Source organism: Hymenobacter sediminis (genome assembly GCF_003231285.1).
Taxonomy (GTDB): domain Bacteria; phylum Bacteroidota; class Bacteroidia; order Cytophagales; family Hymenobacteraceae; genus Hymenobacter; species Hymenobacter sediminis.
The window spans coordinates 91,899-117,868 of the sequence record NZ_QKNS01000005.1; the positions used below are offsets into that span (position 1 = coordinate 91,899).

Below are 25,970 nucleotides of genomic sequence, written 5' to 3' on the forward strand. Positions count from 1 at the left end.
GTTTTTAATTATGCTTCTGCAGGGCTGCTCAATAAACCATGCGTGCTATTTTAAAACGAGCATAATAAAATATGTTAATATTAATGAGGTGCATTTTGTAAAAAGTGATTATTGTTTGCTCGGATATTCTAATTTTCAATTTGTTAATAGTGGATGTATAAAAATTAATGTCAGTAGCAGGGCCAACGGAAAGCCTATTCGTGAGGGCGTTGTTTTTATTAATAATGATATTAAAAATAAAGCCGAAGTAATTAATGGGGTAGTAGAAATTAATTTAGAGCAAGGGTTATACACTTTAGATATTTCATCTTCTAATAGCTTGGGTCTAAAAATAAAGAACTTAAAAGTGAAAAATGGGAAAACGACAAATGTAAATGCCTTTCTTGGAAGTAGTCTGCAAATATAGACTAATATATTCCTCTGTAGTTTCATGTAGTGATATAATAGAAAATGACAAATTATGTGGATGGTTAGTGTACTGCATATATAATCTAGATTGGATTTGTATGTAGCAAGCGTGATATAATTAATAATGGCAGCGTGAAATTCTGGTTAGATTAACTGTGCGCGTACTTAATTTGTTGTCAGGAGTATAATTAAAGGCTGAACTTAGTTTAGTGATGTTTGTAATTCTATCATTGCATTAGATGTATAACATCATGAGCGTTCTGGCTATTGCCTACTCGCAAACATCCTTTGATGAAGCCATGCTGCGCTACTGAGGCAATACAATCGAAAGCTGAGATAGGAAGAAGCAAGCCTGAAACCAGTTGACCTTTTCCTACCCCCTGAAAACGCGACAAGCCCTTCACCTCGGGGCAGAGGAAAGGGCTCGTCTGGGTAGTGAGTTTTCCTACCAGAAGGAAAGGGCAGCGGAAATCCTTCTGAACCTACTAACTCACAAGGTCACTGGTTTATTGTAGGCTACTTCACATCAAAGCGCAGGCCCAGATAGGCAAGACGCCCGATCTGGGGGCCGCCGAATACCTGCACGTTGTTGGCGTTGAAGGCATTAGATACCCCTGCCTGCAGGGTGCTACCCAGTTTTGGAATAGTGTAGCCCAGGTAAGCGTCGGTGGTGCTATAGTCGCGGATGGTGCCTACTGCGAAGGGCATTTCCTGCAAATGACCTTGCACCCAGCGGTAGTTCACGGAGTAGCTCAGGTTACCGGCCTGGCCGTTGGCGCCTACGTTGTACTTGTGCTTGGGCGTATTGAAATACGTCTGGAAGCCTTCTGGTAAGTTGCTGCGGTCTAGTACGTTCAGAGAGTAGTTGCCGGTGAGGTTGAAGGCCTTATGGAAGTAATACGTCAGCCCCGCCGTTACGCCTTGGGTGCGCACTTCCTGGTTGCTGTTGTAGTAGGCATACAGTATCCGCGTGGGCTTGCTCTGGTCAGAGTAGGGGCTACCGGCGTTGTTGGCGCCAGCGGCCAGCTGCTGAGGGGTAGGCCGAGAGCCATCGGTATTACCCACAAACGTCTGGGCCCCGATAAAGTCCTGGTAGCGGCTGCGGTAGTAGCTTACGTCGGCGTAGAGGTTGCCTACCAAGGCGCCTTTGTACCCGATTTCGGCGGTAGTTACCTGCTCCAGCTTCAGGGGGCTAATGTTATACTCGTAGGGCTTGAGTACGGCAGGGTTACTTTGTGCCGCCGCCAGGAGTTGGGGGGAGCTAAACAATGCCAGATTATAGCCTTGGAAGCCATTACCCACGTTCCCCGTTAGTATTGCTATGCGGATGTCGCTGTGCAAATACTGTTCGGTTTGCGAAGGCGAGCGGAATGCTCGGCCGTAGCTGGCCCGGAAGTTATGCTGCTTATTCTCGCCCAAGGAATACACCGCCGAGGCCCGCGGCGAAAAAGAGGGCTTGAAGTTCTTAAAGTCATCGACCCGACCGGCCAGGGCCAGCTTCAGGCGTTCCTGCAGCAGAGTTTGGGTCAGCTGACCATAGCCGCCGTACTCGTAGTTGCGGATACGCTTCCCATTTCGGTCGGAAAACAGCAGACCGTCGGAACCCAGGCGGAACTCGCGGTAAGCAGCGCCCACCGTCAGCTCGGTTCCTACGTCAGAAAGTTGGAACGTGCGCTGGCCGCTGATGTCGTGCAGGAAAGAGTTGAAGTACTGTTGCGCCCCGCGTCCTGGCTGCTTGTCGTCAACAAGCTTTTCGCGCAGAGTAGCATAGCGTGGGTCAGATGGGGTAAGTTGGACAGCAGTAGCAGCCGCTTGCGCCGTAGCCAGCGCCGCTTCTACCGATTGACCAGCTTTCCGGGCATTGGAGTACTGCTGGTTGTACACACTAAAGAAACGCTGAGAATAGCTTGTGCTACCTCCTTCTGCCATCGGCGAATCCTGAATCAGCGAGCCTAATTGGTTCAGCTCATAAGAGCTGCCAGTGAAGTCTTCCGTGGAGTACAGTCGCAGAAATCCTTTGCGGCTTTTCAGCTCGGCGCGGTACTGGGTGGTGCCCAGGCCTTTTACCCGGAAACGGCTGATGTTCTGGTAAGTAGCAGTGCCTTGGGCATACTTTGCTTCTACCGTCAGCTTCAAGTCGTCACGCAGCAGGTAGGAGAGGGCGCCCTGAGCTCGGTAAGAGGTAGTGCGGTTATCTTCTCCAATTAGCTGCCGCTCCGTGAAGCCAGGCATGTAAACAGTTTTGCCATATAGCTCCTGGTTGGGGGCGGTATCGTCAGCCAGTTTTTTCGGACTGAAGGTGTAGCTCTGTTCGCCGTAGCGGTTCACGGCATTATAGCCCAGCGAAGAGCCCTGTGGGTTAACCGAGCTGCGGGTGGCCTCCATGTTGTCGGCAATCCAGTCGTTGGCCCGGAAGGCACTAGCATTGATTTTAAACGCCAGCTTATCGGTTATTTTTTTAGCGTACCGAATCTGGCCATCCAGCAGGTTCCGCTCGCCGCCGCGTAGGCGCACGCTCAGCCCTTCGTACACAAACGGGTCCTTGGAGTTGAACAGGATAACGCCACTTAGCGCGTTAGAACCATACAGGGCCGAGGCCGGGCCGTGAATGATTTCAATGCTCTCCATGTCCAGCTCTGGAATGCCTACCAGGTTACCGGGGCTTAAGTTCAGGGAGGGCAGCTGGGTATCCATATAATCCACCAGCTGTACTACACGCTCCGATTTGGCCGTGTTAAATCCTCGCGTGCTCACGCTGGTAAACAACATCGAAGCCGAGCTTACGTCGAGCCCTTTCAGCTGGCCCAGGCCACTCAGAATTTCGGGGGTAGTAATCTTTTCGATTTGGCGGGTAGAAAGCTTTTCTACCGTTACAGGGGCCCGCAGAATGTTTTCCTCTACACGGGAAGCCGATACTACCGTTTCGTTGAGCAGGGTAGCACTAGGCGTCAGGCCAATGGTCAGGGCCAGTTCCGGGTTCTTCAACTCGACTTCGCGCGTGTCGAAGCCAACGTAAGAAAATACCAGCGTAACCGGGCCATTCTCGAAGCTGGCATTGAGTGCAAATTTCCCATATTGGTCCGTGCTAGTGCCAATGAAGCTACCCTTGATAAAGACCGTAGCGCCGGGCAGAGGCTCTCCGGTTGCAGTTAAAACCTGACCGGCCAATGAGCGTTCTGCCGGGTCTGGGTCGGCTACATAGTTCAGAGAGGAAGGCAGCGAGCTGTTGGTGCCGGTATGAGCTGCTGCCAGATGCGGAAGCATCATAGCGGCCAATACAGACGAGTAGAGCGGTTTCATACTAAAGTTGCGGTGTGTGTAAGCCAGATGGGGCTACAAACCTACCGCTGCTATCTACCGCGTCTGGGAGCTTTTCGCTGAACAAGGTAGCAACATGGGTCAACGTACCTATTACCCCGGCTAAGCTCAACAGTTGCAATCCTGTCTTTAGAGGATTTTTCCCAAATTGATACAGTTTGATGGTGGAGCGGCCCAGCCGAAAATCTGTTGTTGAATAGATCATAACGGGCCACTGCAACCGCAGAAAATTAGGCTAGGCAGCTCTTCTACCACCTCGTTTATGGCGAAGGGGTAGGGCCACGTCGTTTGGATTATGAAAACCACCGTATGCCCTTGGCTTTGGTGGGTGCAGTCGGCTGTCCAATCAAATAGTAGCTGTATTCCTGACCCCGCACGGCGTATTTCGTTTAACTCTAGCAACCGGCTACTAAGCTAAACTGGCTCCCTGGCCCCCTGATGCCACCAGAATCGGTTACTTTCGTTGTTTGGATCTGCTCCTACCCCCACTGCTTACTCCTGTGCCCCATGGCCGATATTGTTGCTCCTGCCGCTGAATCTGAAGCTCTTACCGTAATGGGCGGCGGGCTCGTTGGCTCTTTACTGGCCCTGTATCTGGCCCAGCACGGACACGCGGTGGAGATGTTTGAGCGCCGTCCCGACATTCGCAAGTCTGGTCCCGTGGAAGCCCGCTCTATCAACCTGGCTCTCTCCGATAGGGGTTGGCGCGCCTTGGAGGGGGTAGGCATTGCCGAAGCCGTGCGCGACGTGGCTATTGCCATGCACGGGCGCATCATGCACAGCGTGCAGGGGCAACTCACATACCAGCCCTACGGTCAGGAGGGGCAATCCATCTACTCCGTGTCGCGGGCCGGCCTGAACCGCCGCATGCTGGATTTGGTGGAGCAAAACCCTCTTATCGAGGTGGCCTTCAACCAGCAGTGCCAGCGCGTGGATTTGCGCGCCCACACCCTAGAAATGCTGGATATCGACTCAGGCCAGAGCCGCACAGTGTCGTTTAGTCGGCTTTTCGGGGTGGATGGGGCATACTCCGCCGTGCGCGGCGCCATGCAACGCACCGACCGGTTCAATTATTCACAACACTACCTCAACTACGGCTATAAGGAGCTGACCATTGCCGCTGCACCCGAAGGGCAGTGGGCGCTGGAGAAGCATGCCCTGCACATCTGGCCCCGCGGGCAGTACATGATGATAGCCTTGCCCAACCTCGACGGCTCCTTTAACTGTACGCTTTTCTTTCCGTTTGAGGGGCCGGTTTCCTTTGAAATGCTGCAGACACCCGCTCAGGTGCGCACCTTCTTTGAGGAAGTATTCCCTGATGCTGTGCCCCTGATGCCGGAGCTGGAAACGGAGTTCTTCGAAAACCCGACCAGCTCCCTCGTTACCGTGCGCTGCTACCCCTGGACCTACCACGATGCTGTGCTGCTGCTCGGCGACGCGGCCCACGCCATTGTGCCCTTCTATGGGCAGGGCATGAACGCAGGCTTCGAGGATTGCACCGTGCTGCACGAGCTGCTTACCCGCTATGGCCACGACTGGACCAGCATTTTCCGGGAGTTTCAGCAGGAGCGCAAGCCGAACGCCGATGCCATGGCCGATTTGGCCGTGTACAACTTCGAGGAGATGCGCGACCGGGTGGCCGACCCGCGGTTTCTGCTTCAAAAGAAAATTGAAAGCAAAATCTCGGCGCAGTACCCCGATAAGTGGTTGCCGCTTTACTCACAGGTGACGTTTTCGCACCTGCCTTATGCCGAAGCCTGGGCTAATGGGCAGGCGCAGGATCAAATTATGCAGCGCCTGATGGCCCATATTCAGTCGGAGGAGGACTACCAGCACCCAGAGGTGCAGCAGATGGTGGCCGCTGAAATGGCGCGTCGGGGCTAACTACTTGCCCTATGGGCCGCTGGCATTCATCCTAACTTGGGAAAAGTTGTGCAACGCCTACCCTCTCAGCTGTGCCCAACCCTGCAGAGCCGCTCTTCCAATAGCTAAACTCTATCTCAGCTCTTCCGGAATTGAGACAATACGGGCCGGCTGCTATATTTAACTTGATTGGCTACCCGATGTAGAGTAGTTTAGCTACTCAATTTGCTCCGAAATGCTTGTCTGCTAGGCTAATTCAGCTCATCAGCTACCTTCGGGGCCTCCACGACCTGATTTCCACTCCGCCCTTTCCACTGCTTATGGCTACCGCCCCCGTTCTGACTTGTGCTATCATTGATGACGAAGAAATCAACCGGCTGACGCTGGAGCACTACATTTCTCTGACTGACTCGCTGCAGTTGGTGACTTCGCTGGATGATGCCCTGCAGGGGCTCAACTACTTTCGGGCGGGCAATAAAGTAGATGTATTGTTTCTGGACGTGCAGATGCCCCAGCTCAATGGCCTAGATTTGCTGCGTGTGCTCTCCGATCCACCCATCGTTATCCTGACCACAGCCCACGAAGATTTTGCCGTTGATGCCTTCGACCTGCGCGTAACGGACTATCTGGTAAAACCCTTCGATTACGCCCGTTTCAGCCGGGCCGTGCAGCGGGCCCTGCAGCAGCACGCTACCCCCATGGCGGCCACTACCCCCGTGGCGGCCCCCACGGTCCCGCCAGACAACGACCTGTTCGTGAAGGTGAACAACAAGATGGTGCGCATCAACTTCGATGAAGTACTTTACATCGAAGCCCTGTCGGACTACGTTATCATCGTGACGGACAAGCAGAAGTACATTGTGTACACCACCATGAAAGCCCTGGACGCGCGCCTACCTTTCGACCATTTTGTGCGCGTACACCGCTCTTACATCCTGAACATGCGCCGCATCGAGGCCATTGAGGATGGCGCCGCCGTAGTGCCGGGCGGTCAGCACGTCCCAATCGGTAAATCGTACCAGGAGGCCTTTTTCCGCAAGCTTAATCGTATTTAGGCTCCCAGTATACCACTCCTAACGAATTCGCCCGGCCCTGTTTTGTATGCTGATACAGAACAAGGACGGGCGAATTCATTAGGAGTGGTATGTTACTCGATGTGAGCGTTGGCAAGCTGCTCCACGGCGGCTTCCAGCAAATCGGCAAGCTGCTGGGCCGCAGGGTTTAGCTGCTCCGAAGGGGGTAGGGTTGCATCAGGCGCCAGCCGGGAAAGTGGCTCCAGAACTGCGGCCGCTTCCTGCGCAGCCTGGATGCCCAGCAGCTGCATAGAGGGCCGCAGCTTGTGCACTACCATGCCCACGGCCAGCCAATCTTCAGCCGCCGCCGCCTCCCGGAGCTGAGCTACGGCTACGGGCGTATGCGCCCGGAACGAGCCTACAATCTTCTGCATAAAGATGGTGCTGCCATGCGCCGTATCACGCAGCATGGTCAGGTCGAACAATGGATCGGGCTCTGGAACGGGCGCCGCCGCCGGAGTATGGAGCGGTTCTGGCTGCGGGGGTGCAGGCAAACCGGGGGGTAGGGCCTGACCTTCCAGCTCATCAACGGGCACGGGGCGCAAGTTGGCTTCCAGCTTCCGGAACAGGTCATCCTCCTCGAAGGGCTTAGAGAGATAATCAAGTCCGGCCGCGCGATATGTTTCATCGTCGGAGCGCATCACGTTGGCCGTGAGAGCAATAACGGGGGTAGTGGCCCGCAGCGGATCGGGGTGCTGGCGCAGGCGGTGCGTCACGTCGAGGCCGCTGAGGCCGGGCATCTGAATGTCCATGAGCACCACGTCGTAGAGGCGGGCTTCTAACTGATCGAGAGCTTCCAAGCCGTCGGATGCTACGTGGGTTTCCACTTCCCAACCCTCCAGAATCATCATGGCCAGCTGCTGGTTCACCGGATGATCTTCCACCAGTAGCACCCGCTTGCCGCGCAGGTGGCTGTAGTTGGGCGGAGGCAGAAGGGTAGGCTCGGGCAGAGAGTGATGAGCCTTGGGTAAGGCTAGGGAAAAGAAAAAGCGGCTGCCCTGGTTTAGCTCACTTTCTACCCACATCTGGCCCCCCAGCTGCTGTACCAGGCTCCGGCTGATGGTCAGGCCCAAGCCGGTGCCGCCAAACCGGCGCGAAATGTCGGCGTAGGCCTGCGAAAAGCTCTCAAAGATGGCCTCCTGCTTTTCGGGCGGAATACCAATGCCCGTGTCGCGCACCTCAAACTCCAGGGCCAACTCCGAATCCGTTTCCTCCAGCAAGCGCGAGGCCAGCACTACCTCGCCCTGGGTAGTGAACTTCACGGCATTGCTCAGCAGGTTCAGCAAAATCTGGTTGATGCGGCCAGGGTCGCCGATAACTACGGGGTGGGGTAGGGGCACCAGCTCCAGCCGGAATCCGATGCCTTTCTCCTCGGCCCGGAACGCTAGGCTTTGCACTCCATCCTGAATAGATTGGTTGAGGTCGAAGGCCATCTGCTCTAGCTCCAGCTTGCCAGCTTCAATTTTGGCTACGTCCAGCACATCGTTGATAACCGTGAGCAAGTGGCGGCCCGAGTTGCGCAGAATGCGCAGGTGTTCTTGCTGGGTTGGGTTAAGAGGCGACTTAGCCAACAGCCCTGCCATGCCCAGCACCCCGTTGATCGGCGTGCGGATTTCGTGGCTCATGTTGGCTAGGAAGTTTTCCTTCGCGCGGGCCGTATTTTCGGCGGCTTCCTTGGCTCGCAACAGTTCGTGCTCGGCCTGAATGCGCTCCGTAATTTCCTGACCGTAGGCAATTACATAGGGTAGCTCACCGGGCTCTTCTACCCGGTAGTTGTTGTAAATCAGATGGTGGGGCCGGCCGTCGGGGCCGCGCAGGGTCATTAGGCCGGTTAGCTCCTGCTGCTGATGCGCTTGCTTCAGATACACCTCCAGCTGCGGGTGCAGGTCGGGTGTCAGAACATCATAAAGCGTGCGTCCAATCAGGAGGTCGGGTACTACCCCTACCAGCTGAGCCGCCGCCGGATTTACTGACAGAATAATGCCTTCCAGATCATGGGTGCAGATCAGAGCCTGGGAGTAGTGCATCAGGTCGCGGTACTGCTTGGCCGTGCGCTCCAGGGTGTTGCCTGCCTGCTTCATCTCCGTGATGTCGGTGCTAACGCCCATCACGTTGATGCTGCCATCGGCGCGGGGTAGGGGCCGCACTACCGTTTGGAAGTAGCGGACGTAGCCGTCGAGCTGAGTGAAAGAGCTTTCATAGGCTATTTCCTGCCTTGATTTCAGGACCTGCTTAATGCTTTGCTCGTGCGCCCAAATCTCGGTGGCTACCGGGTCGTGAGGGCTTCGGGAGGTAGTAGAGCGGTGGCGGCCTGTTTTAATCAGATCCTCAAACGCCTGGTTTGAAAACTGAATCTTACCTTCCTCATCGCACACCCAGATGATGATGGGGGTAGTGTTAACTACCTGTTGAACAAAGTTTTGTTGCTCCTGCAGACGGGCTTCGCTTTGGCGGACTTTTTCCTCGGCCTCATGGCGTTCGGTAATATCCAGCCCATAGCCAATGACCATACGCAGCTCGCCTTCGGGACCGAAAACCGGTTGCATGTGCCGCAACGACAGGCGCTGACCCTCCGGCGTGTCCAGCGTTTCTTCCCACGCTACGGCCCCGCGCTGCTGAATGGCCCGCTGGAAAATAGCCCGGCGGCGCTGGGCCAGCTCCAGGGGGCGCTGTCGGTACTCGAAGTACTCAAAATCGTTGTGCCCGATAATCCACTCGCGCAGACTGGCATCCCGGATGGCCGCCGGATTCACAAAACGGTAGCGCTGCTCGGTGTCGAACACGGCCACATCGGCAGGCAGTTGATTCAACACCGTTTCGTAGAACTCTTGCTGCTCCACTAAGCGCTTTTCCGCGTCCTTTACCTGGGTAATATCCGTGAAATAGAGGTTGACGTATTGGTCATTCACGAAGGGCACGATGGCCAGCTGGAAGCAATGGTGGTCGAAGCCGATTTCGGTTTGAATGGGCTGGCCCGCGGTGAGTGCCTCCGACGCAGCCTGGTAGAGCTGCCGCGCAAAATCGGGCTCGGTCTGGGGAGCCACGTACTCCTGGCGAAGCTCCTCGGCGGCAGGGTTGGCATACAGTACGCGGCCGTTGGCGTGCAGGCGCAGCACTGGGTTCGGGTTCTGGCCCGGAATCCGGGACAAGGAGTTCAAGTATTGCTCGGCCCGGCGCGCCTGGGTTACGTCGCGGAAAGACAGCATGTAGCCCGAGGGCACCAAATCATCCTGCCCACTGAGCGGAATGAAGTCCATTTCCAGTACGGTACTGTCAGACAACTCCACATCTGCTCCCAGTACGCGCTGGTTGGCCGTGCGCAGGTTTTCAAGCCGCTGTCGGGTGTTCTCCGGCTGCACCGATTGGTTGATGAACGCTTCCAGCAGCGGATCGGCGGGCTGTTCCTGCATGCCCGGCTCGGCATCTTCTAGCCCAAATAGGTCGCAGAATTCCTGGTTCAGTAGTACTACCCGCCCGTTCTGGTGCACTACCAGCACGGCTACCCGCAGATTCTGGGTCAGACGCGTGATGCTACCTGTTAGGCGGGTTACTACCCGCTGCGTGGCGTTCAGGTGGCGGCGCAGGGACTGCACCTGCTGCTCCGCCGCTATGCGTTCCCGGCGTTCCTGGGCCAGCTGTTCGGCCAGGGCCGTTGTATCCGTAGTAGAGTCGGGGGTAGGCATAGGCAGCGGGTTCAGGGTAGGGCGCGAAGGAACCAACTATCGGGCGAGGAAAGGCCGGCGCATGGGGGCACACACCTGGTTGATACAGGAAAGATAGCAAGGAATCTGGGCTAGCCCAAGGCCAAGCCCGCCCCAAATCCTAGTACCAACCCCGCGCCCAAGGCCAGCCCGGCCCACACCTGCGCCGGGGTATGGGCATTCAGGGCTAAGCGGGCGCTTCCTACCGCGCCGGCTACCACCACTATGCCTGCCAGCCACCACAAACCCACGAGGCCAGCCGTACCGCCCAGGTACAGTACCATCAATAAGCCTACTGCTCCGCCCATACCCACGCCGTGGGCCGAAATCTTCCAGCGCAGTGTAATCAAAAAGGTCAACAGCACGGCCACCGCCATGCCGGCCATCATGTAGTAAAGCAACGGGTCGAACAAACCGGGGCGGTGCAAAAGCCAAGCCGCCGCTGCAAAGCTGGTGGTGGCCAGCAACAAAGGCCAGGCTCGCTGCTGACGCTGGGGCATTTCCAAGGAATCAACCAGCCCGTAGTACACCAGCCCCGCAGCCCCAAGGCTAGGCAGCAAAAACGTGAAGCCTCCCACCACCGCCAGCACCAGCCAACGGTCGGGCAGGGCCGGGTACAAAAGCACCCCCGGAAGCTGGTAGCAAACGACGTAGAACAGGTAGAACGGCACGAGCAGCGGATGAAATACCGCCGAGAGTGTCGTGGCCAGCTGCTTGTTCAAAAGGCGAGGCTTGAGTGGGGAATAAGAAAGGGTTTGTGACAATGCATAGGGGTAGGAGCCAGCCGCAAACCTGGGCGCTCCTACCCCTATGCATTGTCACAAATCTTATAGCTCTTTGCGCAAACGAGCCACCGGAATATTTAGCTGCTCGCGGTACTTGGCCACCGTGCGGCGAGCAATATTGTAGCCGCGGGCATTGAGCATCTTTTCCAGCTTGTCGTCGGAGAGTGGACGGTTTTTCTGCTCACCCTCAATGATTTCCTTCAGAATGTGCTTTACTTCCCGGCTGCTGGCATCCTCGCCCGAATCGGTGGCAATGCCTTCGGAGAAGAAATACTTCAGCGGATAAATACCGAATTCTGTTTGTACCGATTTGGAGTTGGCTACCCGGCTCACGGTGCTGATGTCCATGCCAATTTCGGTGGCAATGTCCTTCAGAATCATGGGGCGCAGCTTGCTCTCGTCGCCCTCCGCGAAAAACTCGGCCTGGTAGCGCACAATGGCATCCATGGTGCGCAACAGCGTGTTCTGGCGCTGCCGGATGGCATCAATAAACCACTTAGCCGAGTCCAGCTTCTGCTTCACGAAGGTCACGGCCTCCTTCATTTTCTTGTCCTTCTTGGCCGCCTTGTCGTAAGCCCGGAACATATCCGTATAGGCTGGCGACACACGCAAATCGGGGGCGTTGCGCGAGTTGAGCGTCAGGTTGAACTGTCCGTTGTCGTGGGTCAGAATGAAGTCGGGGATGATGTATTGCACCTTGCCCATGCCCACGGGGCCAGTGCCGCCAGGCTTGGGGTTAAGCTTGAGAATGAGGGCAATGGCGTCCTTCAACTCATCATCTTCCAGATCCAGTTTCTGCTGAATTCGGGGGTAGTGCTTCTTGGTAAACTCGTCGAATGTTTCGTTGAGAATCTGCTCGGCGTGCTCAGTAGCCTCATCCTGAGGGCGGCGCTCCAGCTGCAGCAACAGGCACTCCTGCAGGTCGCGGGCGGCAATGCCAGCCGGGTCAAACGACTGGATGACGTGCAGCACGCTTTCTATTTCCGCCACCGAGGCCTCAATGTTCTGCGAAAACGCCAGGTCGTTGGCAATCGCCGACAGGTCGCGGCGGATGTAACCGTCGCCATCAATAGAGCCAATCAGTTGGCGGCCAATGGCTTCCTGCTTCTCGTCGAGGTTGGCAAAGCCCAACTGGTCCAGTAGGCTGTCCATCAAGGAGCCACTAGTGTCAGCCAGGGGCATTTCCCGGTCATCCTCGTCTTCGCCGGGTCCGTCGCCCTGCATTTTGTAACCCGCTATTTCGTCGTCGTGGAGGTAGTCGCTCAGGTCCAGGTCATCGTTGTCCGATGACTCTTTCACCTCCGTGGGCTCCTCCTTCGTGGGTAGCTCTATCTCGGGCTGCTCCTCGCTTTGGTCGTTATCGAAATCCTCGTCGAGGGTGTTGTCCGGGTTATCAAACTCCGCGTCCGGGTCGTTGTCGAAGTCGTCCTCTGAGTCGCCGGAATCGTCGCGGTCCTGGTCTTCAAATTCATCTTCGGGCTCGTCGCCTTCTTCCAGAGCTGGGTTTACCTCCAGTTCTTCTTTGATGCGCGCCTCCAGCTCTGCCGTCGGAATCTGCAGCAGCTTAATGAATTGTATCTGTTGGGGTGACAGCTTCTGCGAGAGAAGCTGTTTCATGTCCAGTCGTTGCATACTCTAAAACGCGTACGCCCCGCCGGTTTATAAACGGGGTGATTAGGCCAAATATAGCCCTTTCTGTACTTGGGTTTAGCGGAAAAAGTTGGGGTAGGAAGCCTGGTGGAGTTCGGGTTCCCTGCCCTCCCGATGCTACCGTGCAAAGCTGATGCTGTTTGCCGCTGGCCTTCCTGCAGAAACCGGCAGTTTTGCGCTACCAAATCCTCTACCTTTGTCCTCTCTACAGGATTTACCTTTTTAGCAAGAACACAACCTTCCCATGTCCGACCTCCGAAGAACCAGCGTGCAGGATTTGCTCCGTAGCACTGAGCTGGACCGCGAAGTGCTGGTAAAAGGCTGGGTGCGCACCCGCCGCGGCAACAAGTACGTGCAGTTTATTGCCATCAACGACGGCTCCGGCTTTAATTCCATTCAGGTGGTAGCCAACGCCGAGGAATTTCCGGAGGAAAAGCTGAAGGCGGACGGGGTAGAAAACGGTGCTGCCGTGCAGGTGCGCGGTAAGCTGGTGGCCTCTCAAGGCAAAGGCCAGACGGTGGAAATTCAGGCCTCAGAAATCACCGTGTACGGCTCGGCCGATACGACTACCTACCCCCTGCAGAAGAAAGGGCACTCCCTGGAGTTCCTGCGCGAAATTGCTCACCTGCGCCCTCGCACCAACACCTTCGGTGCGGTATTGCGCATCCGGCACGCCATGGCGTTTGCTGTGCACAACTATTTCAACAGCAAAGGTTTCTATTACGTCCATACGCCCATCATTACCGGCTCCGATGCGGAAGGCGCGGGCCAGATGTTCCGGGTAACGACCCTGCCCGACCAGAACCCTCCTCTGACGGAAGATAAGTCGGGCGTGGATTACAAGCAGGACTTTTTCGGCAAGCAAACCAACCTCACCGTTTCCGGACAGCTGGAGGGTGAAGTAGCGGCCATGGCGCTGGGCAAGGTGTACACCTTCGGACCCACGTTCCGGGCTGAAAATTCTAACACGGCCCGCCACTTGGCCGAGTTCTGGATGATTGAGCCCGAAGTAGCCTTCAACGACCTGCGCGACAACATGGACCTGGCCGAGGATTTCCTCAAGAGCCTAGTGCGCTACGCCCTTGAAAACTGCCAGGACGACCTTAAGTTCCTGAATGAGCAGTATGACAAGGAGCTCCTGAGCCGTCTGCAGTTTGTGGTAGACAATGACTTCCAGCGCCTGACGTATACCGAGGCCGTGGAAATCTTGAAAGTTGCCAAGCAGAAGTTCGAGTTTCCTGTGGATTGGGGCACCGATCTGCAAAGCGAGCATGAGCGCTACCTCGTGGAGAAGCACTTCAAGAAGCCAGTTATCCTGACGGACTACCCCAAGGACATCAAGGCGTTCTACATGAAGCTCAACGACGACGAGGAAACCGTGCGGGCTATGGACGTGCTCTTCCCCGGCATCGGCGAAATTATTGGGGGCTCAGAGCGGGAGGAAAGCCTCGAGAAACTCACCAAGCGCATGGCCGAAATGAACATCCCGGAGCATGACTTATGGTGGTACCTAGAGCTACGCAAATACGGTACCGCACCTCACTCAGGCTTTGGCCTGGGCTTCGAGCGCCTTATTCTGTTCATCACCGGCATGGCCAACATCCGCGACGTAATTCCCTTCCCCCGCTTCCCAAAAAGCGCGGAATTCTAAAATACGGATTGACGTATGCTATTTGCTACAACGGCCGCCCATATGGGCGGCCGTTGTAGCATAGGGATTAATATGTACTGTCTTCTCAGGTAGTTATATCTTGCAGCTCCATGAGGGGGTAGGAATACAGGCTGTGCTCAATTTAATCGTAGCTGCCGGTCGTATTGCCTTACAGCTTGTTGGTGCAGTTCTTCCACGAGGCTCCAGTTACCAGAGTGCACTTCCTGCCAGAGCCGTTGCTCGTACTGGGGGCTCGTCATGAGTTGCTGTTCTAACTGTGAAATACGCGCCCGATCAGCTTCAGAGTAAGGAAAGTACAGGTGGTACAGATCATCTATAAAGCCAAATTCACGTTCCGCCAAGTTGTGCTCAGTTACAATGAACAAGAGAAACTGACGGCTATGGATTTCTTCCTGAAGATTTAGCTGCTGGGGCTGATGACCTTCCTGGGTATAATCGTCGCGGAATAAGAAAACAGTTTTGTTGTAGTACCAGAAGCGGGAATCAGGAGAAAATAAGGTTTGCAGATAAGGCGTGAACTGCATGAACTGCCAAGTAAAGCTGTCGCCCACAATAAGAAGATTAGGACGCTGTTGCTTGGCCCGCAGTGAGTCGAAGACAATAGTAGGGTAGGCTGCTGGATAGGGCCGATAAGGAAATATCAGGTTCAGGGCGCCACTTAAATCTGCGTCGGTTTTGCGGAGCGAATCACGGAGTATAACTGGGCGACCCACTTGGCGAAAGTCAGCCAAGTCAAACTTCCCGAGCTGTTCTATGCTTCGGAAAAGAGTGTCTGCTACCAGGGTAGCTCCATAAGCACTCCAATGAGTACCGCCTTTCGGGAATAGGGGGTAGCGACTTGTATCTTTCCACTGCTGAAAAAGAGCGTGTGCATCCAGTGTAGGAATACCAGCGGCGGTAAGCTGCCGCAGAAACGATGGGTAATTGGTTGGGTGGTTTTCTGGATTGCGGTAGTGAGCAGGCAAGTCCTCAGGCTGAAAGCGGGCCTTATTAGGCGCCATCACAAACAGCATCGGGATATGGCGCTTGGCTAGCTCCTGCTGTACAATAGCCATGCGCTGCACTTGGAATTGAATTTCTTCCTCACCTAGGTAATCATCACCTCGGTACGCTTTGGATGGGCCGGGCTGAAATAACACCAAGTCGCGTCCAACTAGCAGGTCAGAAGAGCGGGCAACGTGAAATAACGAGAAGGACAGCTGATTACGGAGCCGTATCAGCCAAGTACGGAAGCCAAGTCTATCTTCCAGATATTGTTCTAAGCGGGGCTGAACGGTATTCTCCAACAAGCCCGGCAATGTTAAACTCGGACGCGGGGCAGTGGTGTAGGCCCCATCGAGCGGGGTTTCAGTAACCCACTTAAACTTAGCTTGTAGTGCAGGCACCAGCAGCAAAGCAAACAACAAGGCAAAGACAGCGTGCTTCATCACGAATGGGCCAAGCGCAGGCGCTAAAACCGGAAGTAGATAAAGGGGTTGAAACTGCTGCCAATGATGTAGCCTGAGCTAAGCACCAGAAGGACTGCCGTGACCAAGCTCATGGCAATGACACGGGGCAAGGGTAGGCTTTCGGCAGCAAAGGTGCCTACTTCCCAACGCTCCACGCGGGGTAGGGCCGCCATAAAGGAAAAGGTTGTGGCCAAAGCTAGTGTAGCCCAGAACTCGGTGGTAAAATAGGGCAATGCAACCCAAGAGCCCCCTACCATCTGCTTGATATAGGCAGAAGCAGCAGTCAGGCTTTCAGCCCGAAACAGCACCCAACCCACCACAGTAATAATGAAGGTTGGCAGAATGCTTAGTATGCCCAACCGCTTTGATACACGCAACAGAAACAACCTGTCTAGAATCAAGAATAAGCCGTGAAAGGCGCCCCACGCAATAAAATTCCAGGCAGCACCGTGCCAGAAGCCCGAGAGTATGAATACCGTCCAGAGGTTGGCGTACAGGCGGCCGGTAGAAACCCGGTTACCACCCAACGGAATATATAGGTAGTCTCGCATCCAGCGGCCCAGCGTAATGTGCCAGCGCTGCCAGAACTCTGTGATGCTACGTGAAATATAGGGGTTGTTGAAGTTCTCCGGAAACTGAAAGCCAATGATGCGGGCCAAACCGATGGCCATATCGGAGTAGCCCGAAAAGTCAAAGTAAATTTGGAAGGTGTAAGCCACAGCACCTAACCAGGCCAGTGGGGCCGATAGCTCGGTGGTCGGCAGGCCAAATATTCGGTCGGCCTCCTGACCTAGCACGTTGGCAATTAAAACTTTCTTTGAGAGGCCTACCACGAACCGGAATAATCCCGCTAGCTTATGATCAATGGTATCGAAGGCCGCGCGGTCGGTGAGCTGCCCAGCTATTTCATGAAAGCGCACGATAGGGCCGGCAATCATCTTGGGAAACAGCATGATATAAAGCAGAAAGTCCCAGAAGCTCCGCAGCGGCTTGTTTACTCCCCGGTACACATCAATAGTGTACGTGAGCTTTTCGAAGGTAAAAAACGAAATGCCGATGGGCAGTACAACCTTCTCCCACGTCAGGGCCGAACCGCCTAGTGAGGTCTTGACGGCACTGAAGTTTTCCAGAAAGAAGTTAGCATACTTGAAGTAGAACAGCATAGCCACGTTAAGGCAGATGCTGATAATCAAGTAAATGCGCTTTTGCCACCCTTCTGCCTTATCCATGAGTCGGATCAGGAAGAAGTTGATAATGACCGATGCAATAAACAGCGCCAGAAAATTGAGCCCACCCCAAGCGTAAAACCCAATGCTGGCTACCAGCGCTACAATATTCTTGAAGCGGGTAGGGGTAAGGAAATAAAGGAGCAGAAACCCCGGCAGGAAATAGAATAGAAACAGCGTACTGCTAAAGACCATACGAAGCCAGATAAAACTGCTTGCAAGGTAGTAACTCCGCTATAGTATTAAGTCTAGGCTGTGCGCTATGGCGCGTCGGCAGCCTAGCGAGTTGCCTGTCGCTCGTATAGCTCCTCCGCCTTATTGCGGATACGCTGTGCGTACCCAGCCGCATCTTTGGCTTGCTCCCGCCAAACGGCGTCAGCATCTTTGGCATTAGCCTCTGCCATCAATTTCTCGCTCAGTTGATTTATTGCGGCCTCATCGGCTGCTGAAAACGGGTGATACAGCTGGTACACCCGGCGGGTGAAATCAAATTCGTAGGTAGGCAGATTATGCTCCGTAAGTAGCACCACAATAAGCCGGCGTGACTCAATTTCCTTTTGCAAATCAAGGGATTGGCATATTACACCTGTATCCCGGAAGGTACTATCAGGGATGTGAATGCCATAGCCATAGTACCACACGCGGGTATCATCGGAAAATTCCCGCACGATGTAAGGAGTAAACTGTGCTAGCCCCCAAGTGAAACTGTCGCTGACAAAAAGGGTAGGAGGGCGAACCTGACCGGTTTGTGGGGCATCGATAACCAACCGTGGATAAGCCAAAGGAGTGGCCTCGAGTTTCTGCAGCAGGTTCAGCGGATCGACCAAGTCTTTGTCGCTACCCCGCAGAGAATCAGTGGAATGTACAATGCGAGGTGGGCCCACGGCGCGTACTGCTGGGAGCCGTAAGTTGCCTATGTATTCCAAGCGGCGCAATAGAGTATCGGCGGCTAGCGAAGCCCCGTAGCCGCTCCAGTGCGTGCCTCCCTTCGGAAATAGGGGGTAGCGGCTTGTGTCCTTCCACTGAGCAAACAGCGGTACCATGTCCAGCAAAGCAACCGTATCGGCCTGCATGGCCCGCACGTATAGCTCGTAGTTGGTTAGCGTGCCTGGTCGGGGGCGCATGGCGGCCGGTAAGTCTTCGGGCTGAAACCGCGCTTTGTTGGGTGCCATCACAAACAGTAGCACAACACCTCGCTTCGCTAAATCGCGCTGAATGGCTCGCAGGCGTCTCACCCGAAAACGGACCTCTTCCTGATCTAGCAAGTCATGGCCGGAATAGCTTTCAATGTGCCGAGGCTCAAACAAAATGCCCCGCCGGCCAATAATAACGTCGGTTGTGCGGCTTAGACCAAAAAATGAAAAGGAAAGCTGGTTTCGCAACCGAATAAGCAAGGGCCGGAAGCCAAGGCGGTCTTCCAGATAACGTTCTAGCCGGGGTTGGTAGCGGCCGGCCAACAGGCTATCAGCACGTAGCTCTGGATGAGGGGCTACTACAAAGGCACCTGTTAGGGGCTTTTCTTCAAACCACTGCAGTTTTGCTTGGAGCGCTGGCGCCAGCAACAGAATAAACAACAGAGCGAAAATAGCGTGCTTCATCAGGGGGTGGGCAGCGCGCGAATGGCTAAAACGAAGCGTGGATGGAGCAATAGACTACACACCCGCTGATTATCATTGGAAAAGAAAAATAAGGTATGAATAGGGTCAGCGTGCTGTTAAAGACCATAGGTAGCCAGATAAAACCACACGCAAGGTAGCAACTCCGTTATAGTAGTAGGCTCGAAATGAGGTAGGCGCTATGGTTTCTGTAACTCATACTGGTTTATAGCTATTTCGCGGATAAGGGAATTATAGTCTCGGCCGGATGCAGCCGACCGTTCCCAAAGAATTTTTTGGATGCTGGGCGACTTCAGCAATTCCTGCTCAAGAGCCTCAATGCGTTTGAGCTCAGTAGGGGGGTAGGGGCACAGTAGCTCGTAGGCGTTGGCGCTGAAGCCACTATCGAAATTGACTAGGTTACCCTGGTTAAATAAAAGCACAATAACATCCTGCGACAATATTTCGGCCTTGCGGTCTAGGGTCCATGCGTTCCAGTCAGCCGGCATATCGGCGCGGGCTCCGTAATCCACCTTCATATTGTAGTACCAAAACTGGGTTTTGCTCCCGAACAAGTTTGGGATGTATGGATAGAACTCCAAAAAGCTCCAAACAAAACTATCGCCAACAAACAATGCGTTAGGCCGGCGCTGCCCAGCGGTAGGAGGCCTAAACTGGATGTTGGGGTAAACCATTTTATAGGTTTCTGGCTTCCAGATCAAGTTTAGGGATCGAGCAATATCATTATCGGTGTCACGCGGCTTGTGCGTGACGGTGCGGCTCAAGGTAACATAATCAGGTAAATCAACGTGTGCCCGCTGTTCCATATAGCGCAGTAGGGTATCAGCGGCCAGCGTAATGCCATAGCCGCTCCAGTGAATGCCTCCACGAGGGAAGAGGGGGTAGGAAACGGTGTCTTTCCATTGCTGGAACAAAGCTGCCAGATCCAGGACATTAATTCTCTGCCGCTTCATTTCGCGGGCATACGCGGCGTAGTTGGTTTGCGAGCGGGGCTGCTGCCGAAAGCGGGGGGGATGATACTCAGAAAAGTAGTTAGCCTTGTCAGGGGCAATAGCGAAGATGAGCAACTTGCCGCGCCCAGCCAGCGTGTCCTGCACGGCTTTCAGCTTGCGCACATTCATCCGGACGGTTTGCTCACCTTTGAAGTCTCTGCCCAGATATGCGAGAATGGAGTTCTCGTCCAACAGCACGTCATCCTCACCAACCAGAACGAAATTGGCCTTGCAGACTCTGAAGAATGTATAGGCTGCCTGATTACGCAGCCGGATGAACACTTCGCGGAACCCAAGGTGGCTCTCTAGATAGTGCTCAAGCGCCGGCTGGTAAGTGTTATTTAATAGGGCCGACCAGTTGAGTTGCGGTCGAGGCACTGGCTCTGCGTAGCCTTGAAGCTTGATTCTGTCCAGCGGAACGATAGGGAAGCTGGTTTGCAGAGCTGGCAAGAGAAGCGGCAGCAGCAGTAAGGCAAGTAACAGAAGCTTTACTGCGCGAGAAGAAAGGGCCACTTTTTAAAAAGTAGAAGCAAAGAAACTCATGACAGCCTCTCTTAGATGAGGAGTAGAAACTGTGCACTCTTGTGCTCCAAGAAGAGACAATACTGTGGCTAAGATACTACTAGGGCAGGAAACAGCTGCTAAGCTTTAGTCTAGCAGTAATTCCGTAGCTCCTTATCATCCACGGCCACCAGCGCATCGAGGCGTAGCTCGAAGCCATCTTGCAGGCGTAAGTATTCTATTTTATCCTTGATGTAAAGGTCCTGAATGATACCGTGGTAGGTGCTCGGGGGCGTGTCGGGCTCAGTGCGATAGGTGAGGGTGCAGGGCTGGCCAGTAGTGGCACGGGCCTCTAACTCGTCGTAGAAGGAACAGCTGATGGGGCGGTAAGTTGGAGCTGACATAGAAGATAGGAAACAGGTACCTTCTTACTACGGCAAATCCACACTGGGAGATAAAGTAACTCAACTCGCTACCCGGTGACCGTTCACAGAAATTAACCAGTCGAGGCGCAGCTCGCAGCCACTGGCTAGGCGCAGGTAGTCTGTTTGGCCTCGGCGCAGCACGCCCAGCAACTGGCCCCGCACACTAAACTCGGCTGAGGTACCGGGCGTGCGGTACACCAACAGGCACCGCCGACCCTCACCAAGCAACGCCTCCAACTCTATGGGCAGTCGTCGATGCAGAATATGCTGGGTAGCGGACATGGCTAACTGAACGAATTGAATATTAAAATGATGCGGCTAATCAGCTACCATACGGCAAGAGCCACCAAATTGGTTTGATAAGTCTCGCCTACCCCTGGTGGACCCCGCAACTCTGCACATAATAGCGCAAGACGGCTCTACAAACTACTCTCGGGCACACCCCCATCAACTCAGAAAGCCACTCGATACTCGGGTGGCTTTCTGAGTTGATGGATGATAGAAGAACAAAGTTTAGTGTTTGCCGTGACCGTTACCTTTGCCGCCACCGGGGTGGCCGTAGCCCAGCTTTTTGGCTTGGCCGGGGGGTAGGCCCTTACCACTTTGCAGGCGTTTGACCTGGCCGGGTGGCAGGCTGGCTGGGTAAAGCTGGCGGTGGCGGCTAAGCTGAACCCAGGGTTGAGCTCCTACATAATCAATTACCACTGGGTGAAAGGAGCTAGTGGAGTAACCATTAAGAGAGGCCAGCCGGGCCCATTTGCCGTCGCGCTGCACCACATAGCGTTGGTCACGCAGATCGTAGTAGCCGCCTACCTCCGGAATGTAGTAATACTGTGTACCCGCCGGAGCTGCTGGCCCCCAGGAGGGCGGGTTTACATTGATGGTCACCTGAGCCTGGGCAACCTGGGTAGAGCTGGTAAAAGCAACGACTACCAAGCCCGATAAAACAGATTTAAGACGCGGTTGCATAGCGTAGTGATTAGGGTGAGAGAAGGAAGAATGAAATGAGCAAGGCAAGAACAAGGCCAAGTATCCTATGTGCCCACGCTGCAGCCTTTCACGCAAACATCTACGGTTGGGTTAGGCTGGAAGGGTAGGAAAACAAAAAGCCTTCCGCCAGATAGCAGAAGGCTTTTTAGGAAAGCAGGAGCTTTTTACATCATCCGGCCCCGACCCCGGCCCCCGCCGGAATTGCCAGGGTTTTGCGGCTGCGGGCTGCCCTGGTTACCGAGACCATTGTAGCCGCCGCGGTCATTACTACCGCCGCGGTTTTCGTATCGGTCGTTGCTGCTGCGGTTGTCATCCCGGCCGTTGTAGCCGCCATAGCCACCTCGGTCGTTGCGGTTGTCGTCGCGGCGCCCGTCATAGCCACCACCATAGTTACCCCGGTAGTCACGGTTATCCCGGTAGTCACGCTGGGCATAGCCGTTGTGGGGGTAAGGACGCCCATTGTAATAGCCACCAGGGCCGTAATTGGGCCGCGGAGCCACCACGTAGCCCCGGCCGGGCCAGTTGGCACCATAGTACCGGCCCGGTACTACCCCCCACCGGTCGCAGTAGGCGCGGTGGTCGCGGAGGTAGCCCCAGGGCTGGCGGCCTATGTATTGCACCACTACCGGGTGGAAAAAGCGCGGATCGTAGGAGGCATAGGCTCGCGGCAATACTGGCGAACTAACCCAGGCTCCATACACTGGATCGAAGAACACGTACATCTGCGAATACAAATCGTAGTAGCCGTCTATTTCCGGGATGTAGTAGTACTGTACGTTAGGACCTACGGCCGGGCCCCAGTAGGGCGCATTCACCTGAATCTGTACTTGGGCCTGCGCGCGGCTGCTGTGCAGCAGCAGCCCCAGCGCCAGTACCAGACCAGTTTTGAGCAAGGTTTTCATAAGTGCAAAAAGCAAAAGGGAGATGCTGACGTTAAGGCAAAAGCCGCACCATAATTCACCGCTTAGACGAAAACCGGAGGTAGGGTTTAAAATAAGTTTATTCCTATCCGGGACATTTCCCCGCCGGAGCGTGTTATAGCCCATCTGCCCGCTTCCCGGGTCCGGTCGCACCCCGCTAACAGGCTTGGCAAATAAGCTATTCGGGGTGGCTGTTGGGACCTGATTTGCGTACCTTTGCAGACTTATCCGCTTCGCTGTTGCATGGCTAAAAAAACAACTGCCGCTTCTGTTTCCTCTTCCGCTGCTAGCAAACCCGCAGCAGCTCCTAAAGCTGCCCGCCCGGCCAAAACGGCGAAGACGAAGGCCTCTGATACCCCTGCGGCTACCCCCACTAAGGCCCGCAAAGCCGCCGCTGCCGTAGCTGACAACGCTGAGCGTCATACTACCGCCGCTGTTCAGGCCATACCTCGGCTGGAAGAGGTAGCTGAAGCCGTGGTAGAAAGCCGGGTAACGGGCCAGCTCACCGGCCCCGCCGACCTGGAAGCGCCTTATATTGAAGTGTATGGCGCTCGGGAACATAACCTCAAGAACGTATCCATCCAGATTCCGCGCGGGCGGTTGGTAGTGTTCACCGGCATTTCGGGTTCGGGCAAGTCGTCGTTGGCTTTCGATACGATTTATGCAGAGGGTCAGCGCCGCTACATGGAAACCTTCTCGGCCTACGCCCGCTCTTTCATGGGCGGGCTGGAGCGCCCTGATGTGGATAAGATTGAGGGCTTGTCGCCGGTAATCAGCATTGAGCAGAAAACCACCTCGCGCAACCCCCGCTCCACCGTCGGCACCATCACCGAGATTTACGACTTCCTGCGCCTGCTCTACGCCCGCACCGCCGAGGCGTTCAGCTATGCTACGGGCCAGAAGATGATCCGGCAGAGCGACGACCAGATTATCAACTATATTCTCAAGGAGTACGACAATCGTAAGCTGGTGGTGCTGGCTCCGGTAGTAAAAGGCCGCAAAGGACACTACCGCGAGTTGTTCCAGCAGATTGCCAAGCTGGGCTTTACCAAGGTGCGCGTAGACGGGGAGCTGCTCGACATCACGCCCAAGATGCAGGTGGACCGCTATAAAATCCACGACATCGAAATTGTGATTGACCGGCTAGTGGTGAAGGAGGAAGACCGGTTCCGCCTCAGCGGCTCGGTGCAAAATGCCCTGACCCAGGGAAAAGGCACCATGCTCGTGCTGGACCCCGACAAAAAGAAGGACAACACCCAGTTCTTCTCCCGTTTCCTGATGGACCCGGCTACCGGCATTGCTTACGACGACCCGGCGCCGAACACCTTCTCCTTCAACTCGCCCTACGGGGCCTGCCCTACCTGCAACGGCCTGGGCGAAGTGCAGGAAATCACCGAAGAATCGGTGATGCCGGATAAGAAGCTGAGCATCAGTCGTGGGGGCATTGCGCCCCTGGGTGAGTACCGTGACATCTGGATTTTCCAGCAATTGGGCCTCATCGTAAAAAAGCACAAAGCCAGCCTGAGCACGCCCATCGAGAAGCTGCCCCAGGACTTGGTAGAGCGCCTGCTGCACGGCGTACCCGAGGACGAGGACGCCGACCCTAAAAAGGCCAACTACGTGGAGCCTTTCGAGGGCATTATTCCCTTCCTGCGCCGCCAGATGGAATCCGATTCGGAGAACATCCGCGAGTGGATTCAGCAGTACACCCAAGCTCAGGAGTGCCCCGAATGCCACGGCTACCGCCTCAAAAAGGAGTCGTTACACTTCAAAATTGACAGCAAGCACATTGGGGAGCTGTCGGTACTGGATTTGAATGAACTGGCCGGCTGGTTTGAGGGGCTGGAAGACCGCCTCTCGGAGCGCCAGAACCTGATTGCGCGCGAGCTGCTCAAGGAAATCCGCAAGCGCATCGGTTTCCTACTGGAAGTAGGCCTCGACTACCTGAATTTGCACCGCTCGGTACGCACGCTCTCGGGCGGCGAGTCGCAGCGCATTCGTTTGGCTACCCAAATCGGCACCCAGCTGGTGGGCGTACTCTACATCATGGACGAACCCAGCATCGGCCTGCACCAGCGCGACAACGAGCGGCTGATCAAGGCCCTGCAGCACCTGCGCGACCTGGGCAACTCCGTGATTGTGGTGGAGCACGACAAGGACATGATTCTGCATGCCGACTACGTACTGGATATTGGTCCTGGTGCCGGCATCCACGGCGGGCAGATTGTAGCCGAAGGCACGCCCACGGAAATCTTCAACTCCGGCTCCCTTACCTCGCAATATCTCAGCGGCCAAAAGCACATTGAGCTGCGCAAGAAAAAGCGTGCCGGCGAAGGCAACGAGCTGGTGCTAAAAGGTGCCAAAGGCCACAACCTGAAGAACGTGACGGCCAAGTTCCCTCTGGGTAAGCTCATTGCCGTTACGGGTGTATCGGGTTCGGGTAAGTCTTCGCTCATTCACGATACACTCTACCCCATCCTGAACCAGCATTTCTTCAACGCTAAGCGCGAGCCGCTACCCTACGCTGGCATCGAAGGGCTAGAGTTTATCGATAAGGTAATCGAGGTGGACCAGTCGCCGATTGGGCGCACGCCGCGCTCCAACCCGGCTACGTACACGGGCGTGTTCACCGAAATCCGGCAGTTGTTTGCCTCCCTGCCCGAGGCCAAAATCCGGGGGTACGGGCCGGGGCGCTTCTCTTTCAACGTGAAAGGTGGGCGCTGCGAAACCTGCGAGGGCGCCGGCATGCGCACCATCGAAATGAACTTCCTGCCCGATGTGCACGTGCCCTGCGAAACCTGCAAAGGCCGCCGCTACAACCGCGAAACCCTGGAAGTGCGCTTCAAAGGCAAGTCCATTACCGATGTGCTCGACATGACGGTGGAGAAGGCCGTGGAGTTCTTCGAGTTTCAGCCCCGCATCCTGCGCAAGATTCAGACCCTGAACGAGGTAGGGCTGGGTTACCTCACCCTGGGCCAGCAAGCTACCACGCTTTCCGGTGGCGAGGCCCAGCGCGTGAAACTAGCCACCGAGCTAAGCAAGAAGGACACCGGCAAAACCTTCTATATCCTCGATGAGCCCACCACCGGCCTGCACTTCGAGGACATCAACCACTTGGCCGTAGTGCTACACAAGCTCGCCGACAAGGGCAATACCGTCCTCATCATCGAGCACAACCTGGACCTGATTAAGGTAGCCGACCACATCATCGACATCGGGCCCGAAGGCGGCGCGGGTGGCGGTACCATTGTGGCCCAGGGCACGCCGGAGCAAGTAGCCAAGTCGGGTAAAGGGCATACCAGCCGCTTCCTGGCCGAAGAACTGCGCACTAGCAAATACGCCGAGGAAAAGCCTGATAAAGCGGCATAGCGTTTTTATAAGC

At 55.3% G+C, this 25,970-nt stretch carries 17 protein-coding genes; 5 read left to right on the forward strand and 12 right to left on the reverse strand.

Annotation, left to right across the window (positions count from 1 at the left end; all coding sequences use genetic code 11):
- The first annotated feature begins 88 nt into the window (after window positions 1–88).
- The gene (locus tag DNI29_RS24160) at window positions 89–406 is read left to right on the forward strand and encodes a hypothetical protein (RefSeq protein ID WP_162303617.1); all 318 of its coding nucleotides are present in this window, start codon (window positions 89–91) and stop codon (window positions 404–406) included.
- Between the two features lie 518 nt (window positions 407–924).
- On the opposite strand, the gene DNI29_RS14310 is transcribed toward DNI29_RS24160, so the two are convergent.
- Window positions 925–3,708, reverse strand: a complete 2,784-nt coding sequence (locus tag DNI29_RS14310; RefSeq protein WP_110978810.1) for a TonB-dependent receptor — start codon at window positions 3,706–3,708, stop codon at window positions 925–927.
- Window positions 3,709–4,233: 525 nt separating this feature from the next.
- Between DNI29_RS14310 and DNI29_RS14320 the strand changes: the two genes are divergently transcribed.
- Entirely contained in the window at window positions 4,234–5,610 is a 1,377-nt protein-coding gene (locus DNI29_RS14320) for an FAD-dependent oxidoreductase (protein WP_110978812.1), read from the forward strand.
- Window positions 5,611–5,909: 299 nt separating this feature from the next.
- Entirely contained in the window at window positions 5,910–6,644 is a 735-nt protein-coding gene (locus tag DNI29_RS14325) for a LytR/AlgR family response regulator transcription factor (RefSeq protein ID WP_123823255.1), read from the forward strand.
- 92 nt (window positions 6,645–6,736) lie between these two features.
- Here the strand turns inward: DNI29_RS14325 and DNI29_RS14330 are convergent, their stop codons facing one another.
- The 3 genes from DNI29_RS14330 to rpoN all read right to left on the reverse strand — a co-directional run bounded on the left by DNI29_RS14330 (window position 6,737) and on the right by rpoN (window position 12,780).
- Complete coding sequence (locus tag DNI29_RS14330; protein WP_123823256.1) at window positions 6,737–10,345, reverse strand: PAS domain S-box protein; 3,609 nt, start codon at window positions 10,343–10,345, stop codon at window positions 6,737–6,739.
- Window positions 10,346–10,455: 110 nt separating this feature from the next.
- Entirely contained in the window at window positions 10,456–11,085 is a 630-nt protein-coding gene (locus DNI29_RS14335) for a hypothetical protein (protein WP_110978815.1), read from the reverse strand.
- A 105-nt stretch (window positions 11,086–11,190) separates the two neighbouring features.
- Window positions 11,191–12,780, reverse strand: a complete 1,590-nt coding sequence (gene rpoN / locus DNI29_RS14340; protein ID WP_238388098.1) for an RNA polymerase factor sigma-54 — start codon at window positions 12,778–12,780, stop codon at window positions 11,191–11,193.
- A 262-nt stretch (window positions 12,781–13,042) separates the two neighbouring features.
- Here rpoN and asnS point away from each other — a divergent pair, with 262 nt between their 5' ends.
- Window positions 13,043–14,449, forward strand: a complete 1,407-nt coding sequence (gene asnS, locus DNI29_RS14345) for an asparagine--tRNA ligase (RefSeq protein WP_110978817.1) — start codon at window positions 13,043–13,045, stop codon at window positions 14,447–14,449.
- Between the two features lie 137 nt (window positions 14,450–14,586).
- Here asnS and DNI29_RS14350 read toward each other — a convergent pair whose 3' ends face one another.
- The 8 genes from DNI29_RS14350 to DNI29_RS14380 form a co-directional block, all read right to left on the reverse strand.
- Window positions 14,587–15,897, reverse strand: coding sequence for an alginate O-acetyltransferase AlgX-related protein (locus tag DNI29_RS14350; protein WP_110978818.1), 1,311 nt, complete (start codon window positions 15,895–15,897; stop codon window positions 14,587–14,589).
- Window positions 15,898–15,920: 23 nt separating this feature from the next.
- On the reverse strand, window positions 15,921–17,339 hold the full coding sequence (locus tag DNI29_RS14355) for an MBOAT family O-acyltransferase (RefSeq protein WP_110978819.1): 1,419 nt from the start codon (window positions 17,337–17,339) through the stop codon (window positions 15,921–15,923).
- 83 nt (window positions 17,340–17,422) lie between these two features.
- Complete coding sequence (locus DNI29_RS14360) at window positions 17,423–18,742, reverse strand: alginate O-acetyltransferase AlgX-related protein (protein ID WP_110978820.1); 1,320 nt, start codon at window positions 18,740–18,742, stop codon at window positions 17,423–17,425.
- 197 nt (window positions 18,743–18,939) lie between these two features.
- Window positions 18,940–20,265, reverse strand: a complete 1,326-nt coding sequence (locus tag DNI29_RS14365; protein WP_110978821.1) for an alginate O-acetyltransferase AlgX-related protein — start codon at window positions 20,263–20,265, stop codon at window positions 18,940–18,942.
- A gap of 140 nt (window positions 20,266–20,405) precedes the next feature.
- On the reverse strand, window positions 20,406–20,657 hold the full coding sequence (locus DNI29_RS14370) for a hypothetical protein (protein ID WP_110978822.1): 252 nt from the start codon (window positions 20,655–20,657) through the stop codon (window positions 20,406–20,408).
- 60 nt (window positions 20,658–20,717) lie between these two features.
- On the reverse strand, window positions 20,718–20,960 hold the full coding sequence (locus DNI29_RS24165; RefSeq protein WP_123823257.1) for a hypothetical protein: 243 nt from the start codon (window positions 20,958–20,960) through the stop codon (window positions 20,718–20,720).
- Window positions 20,961–21,191: 231 nt separating this feature from the next.
- On the reverse strand, window positions 21,192–21,647 hold the full coding sequence (locus DNI29_RS14375; protein ID WP_123823258.1) for a hypothetical protein: 456 nt from the start codon (window positions 21,645–21,647) through the stop codon (window positions 21,192–21,194).
- Between the two features lie 185 nt (window positions 21,648–21,832).
- Window positions 21,833–22,570: a hypothetical protein gene (locus DNI29_RS14380; protein ID WP_110978824.1), complete on the reverse strand. Its 738-nt coding sequence runs from the start codon at window positions 22,568–22,570 to the stop codon at window positions 21,833–21,835.
- Window positions 22,571–22,831: 261 nt separating this feature from the next.
- On the opposite strand from DNI29_RS14380, the gene uvrA reads away from it, so the two are divergent.
- A complete protein-coding gene (gene uvrA, locus DNI29_RS14385; protein WP_110978825.1) occupies window positions 22,832–25,957 on the forward strand; it encodes an excinuclease ABC subunit UvrA in 3,126 nt (1,041 codons plus the stop codon).
- Window positions 25,958–25,970: the final 13 nt, after the last annotated feature.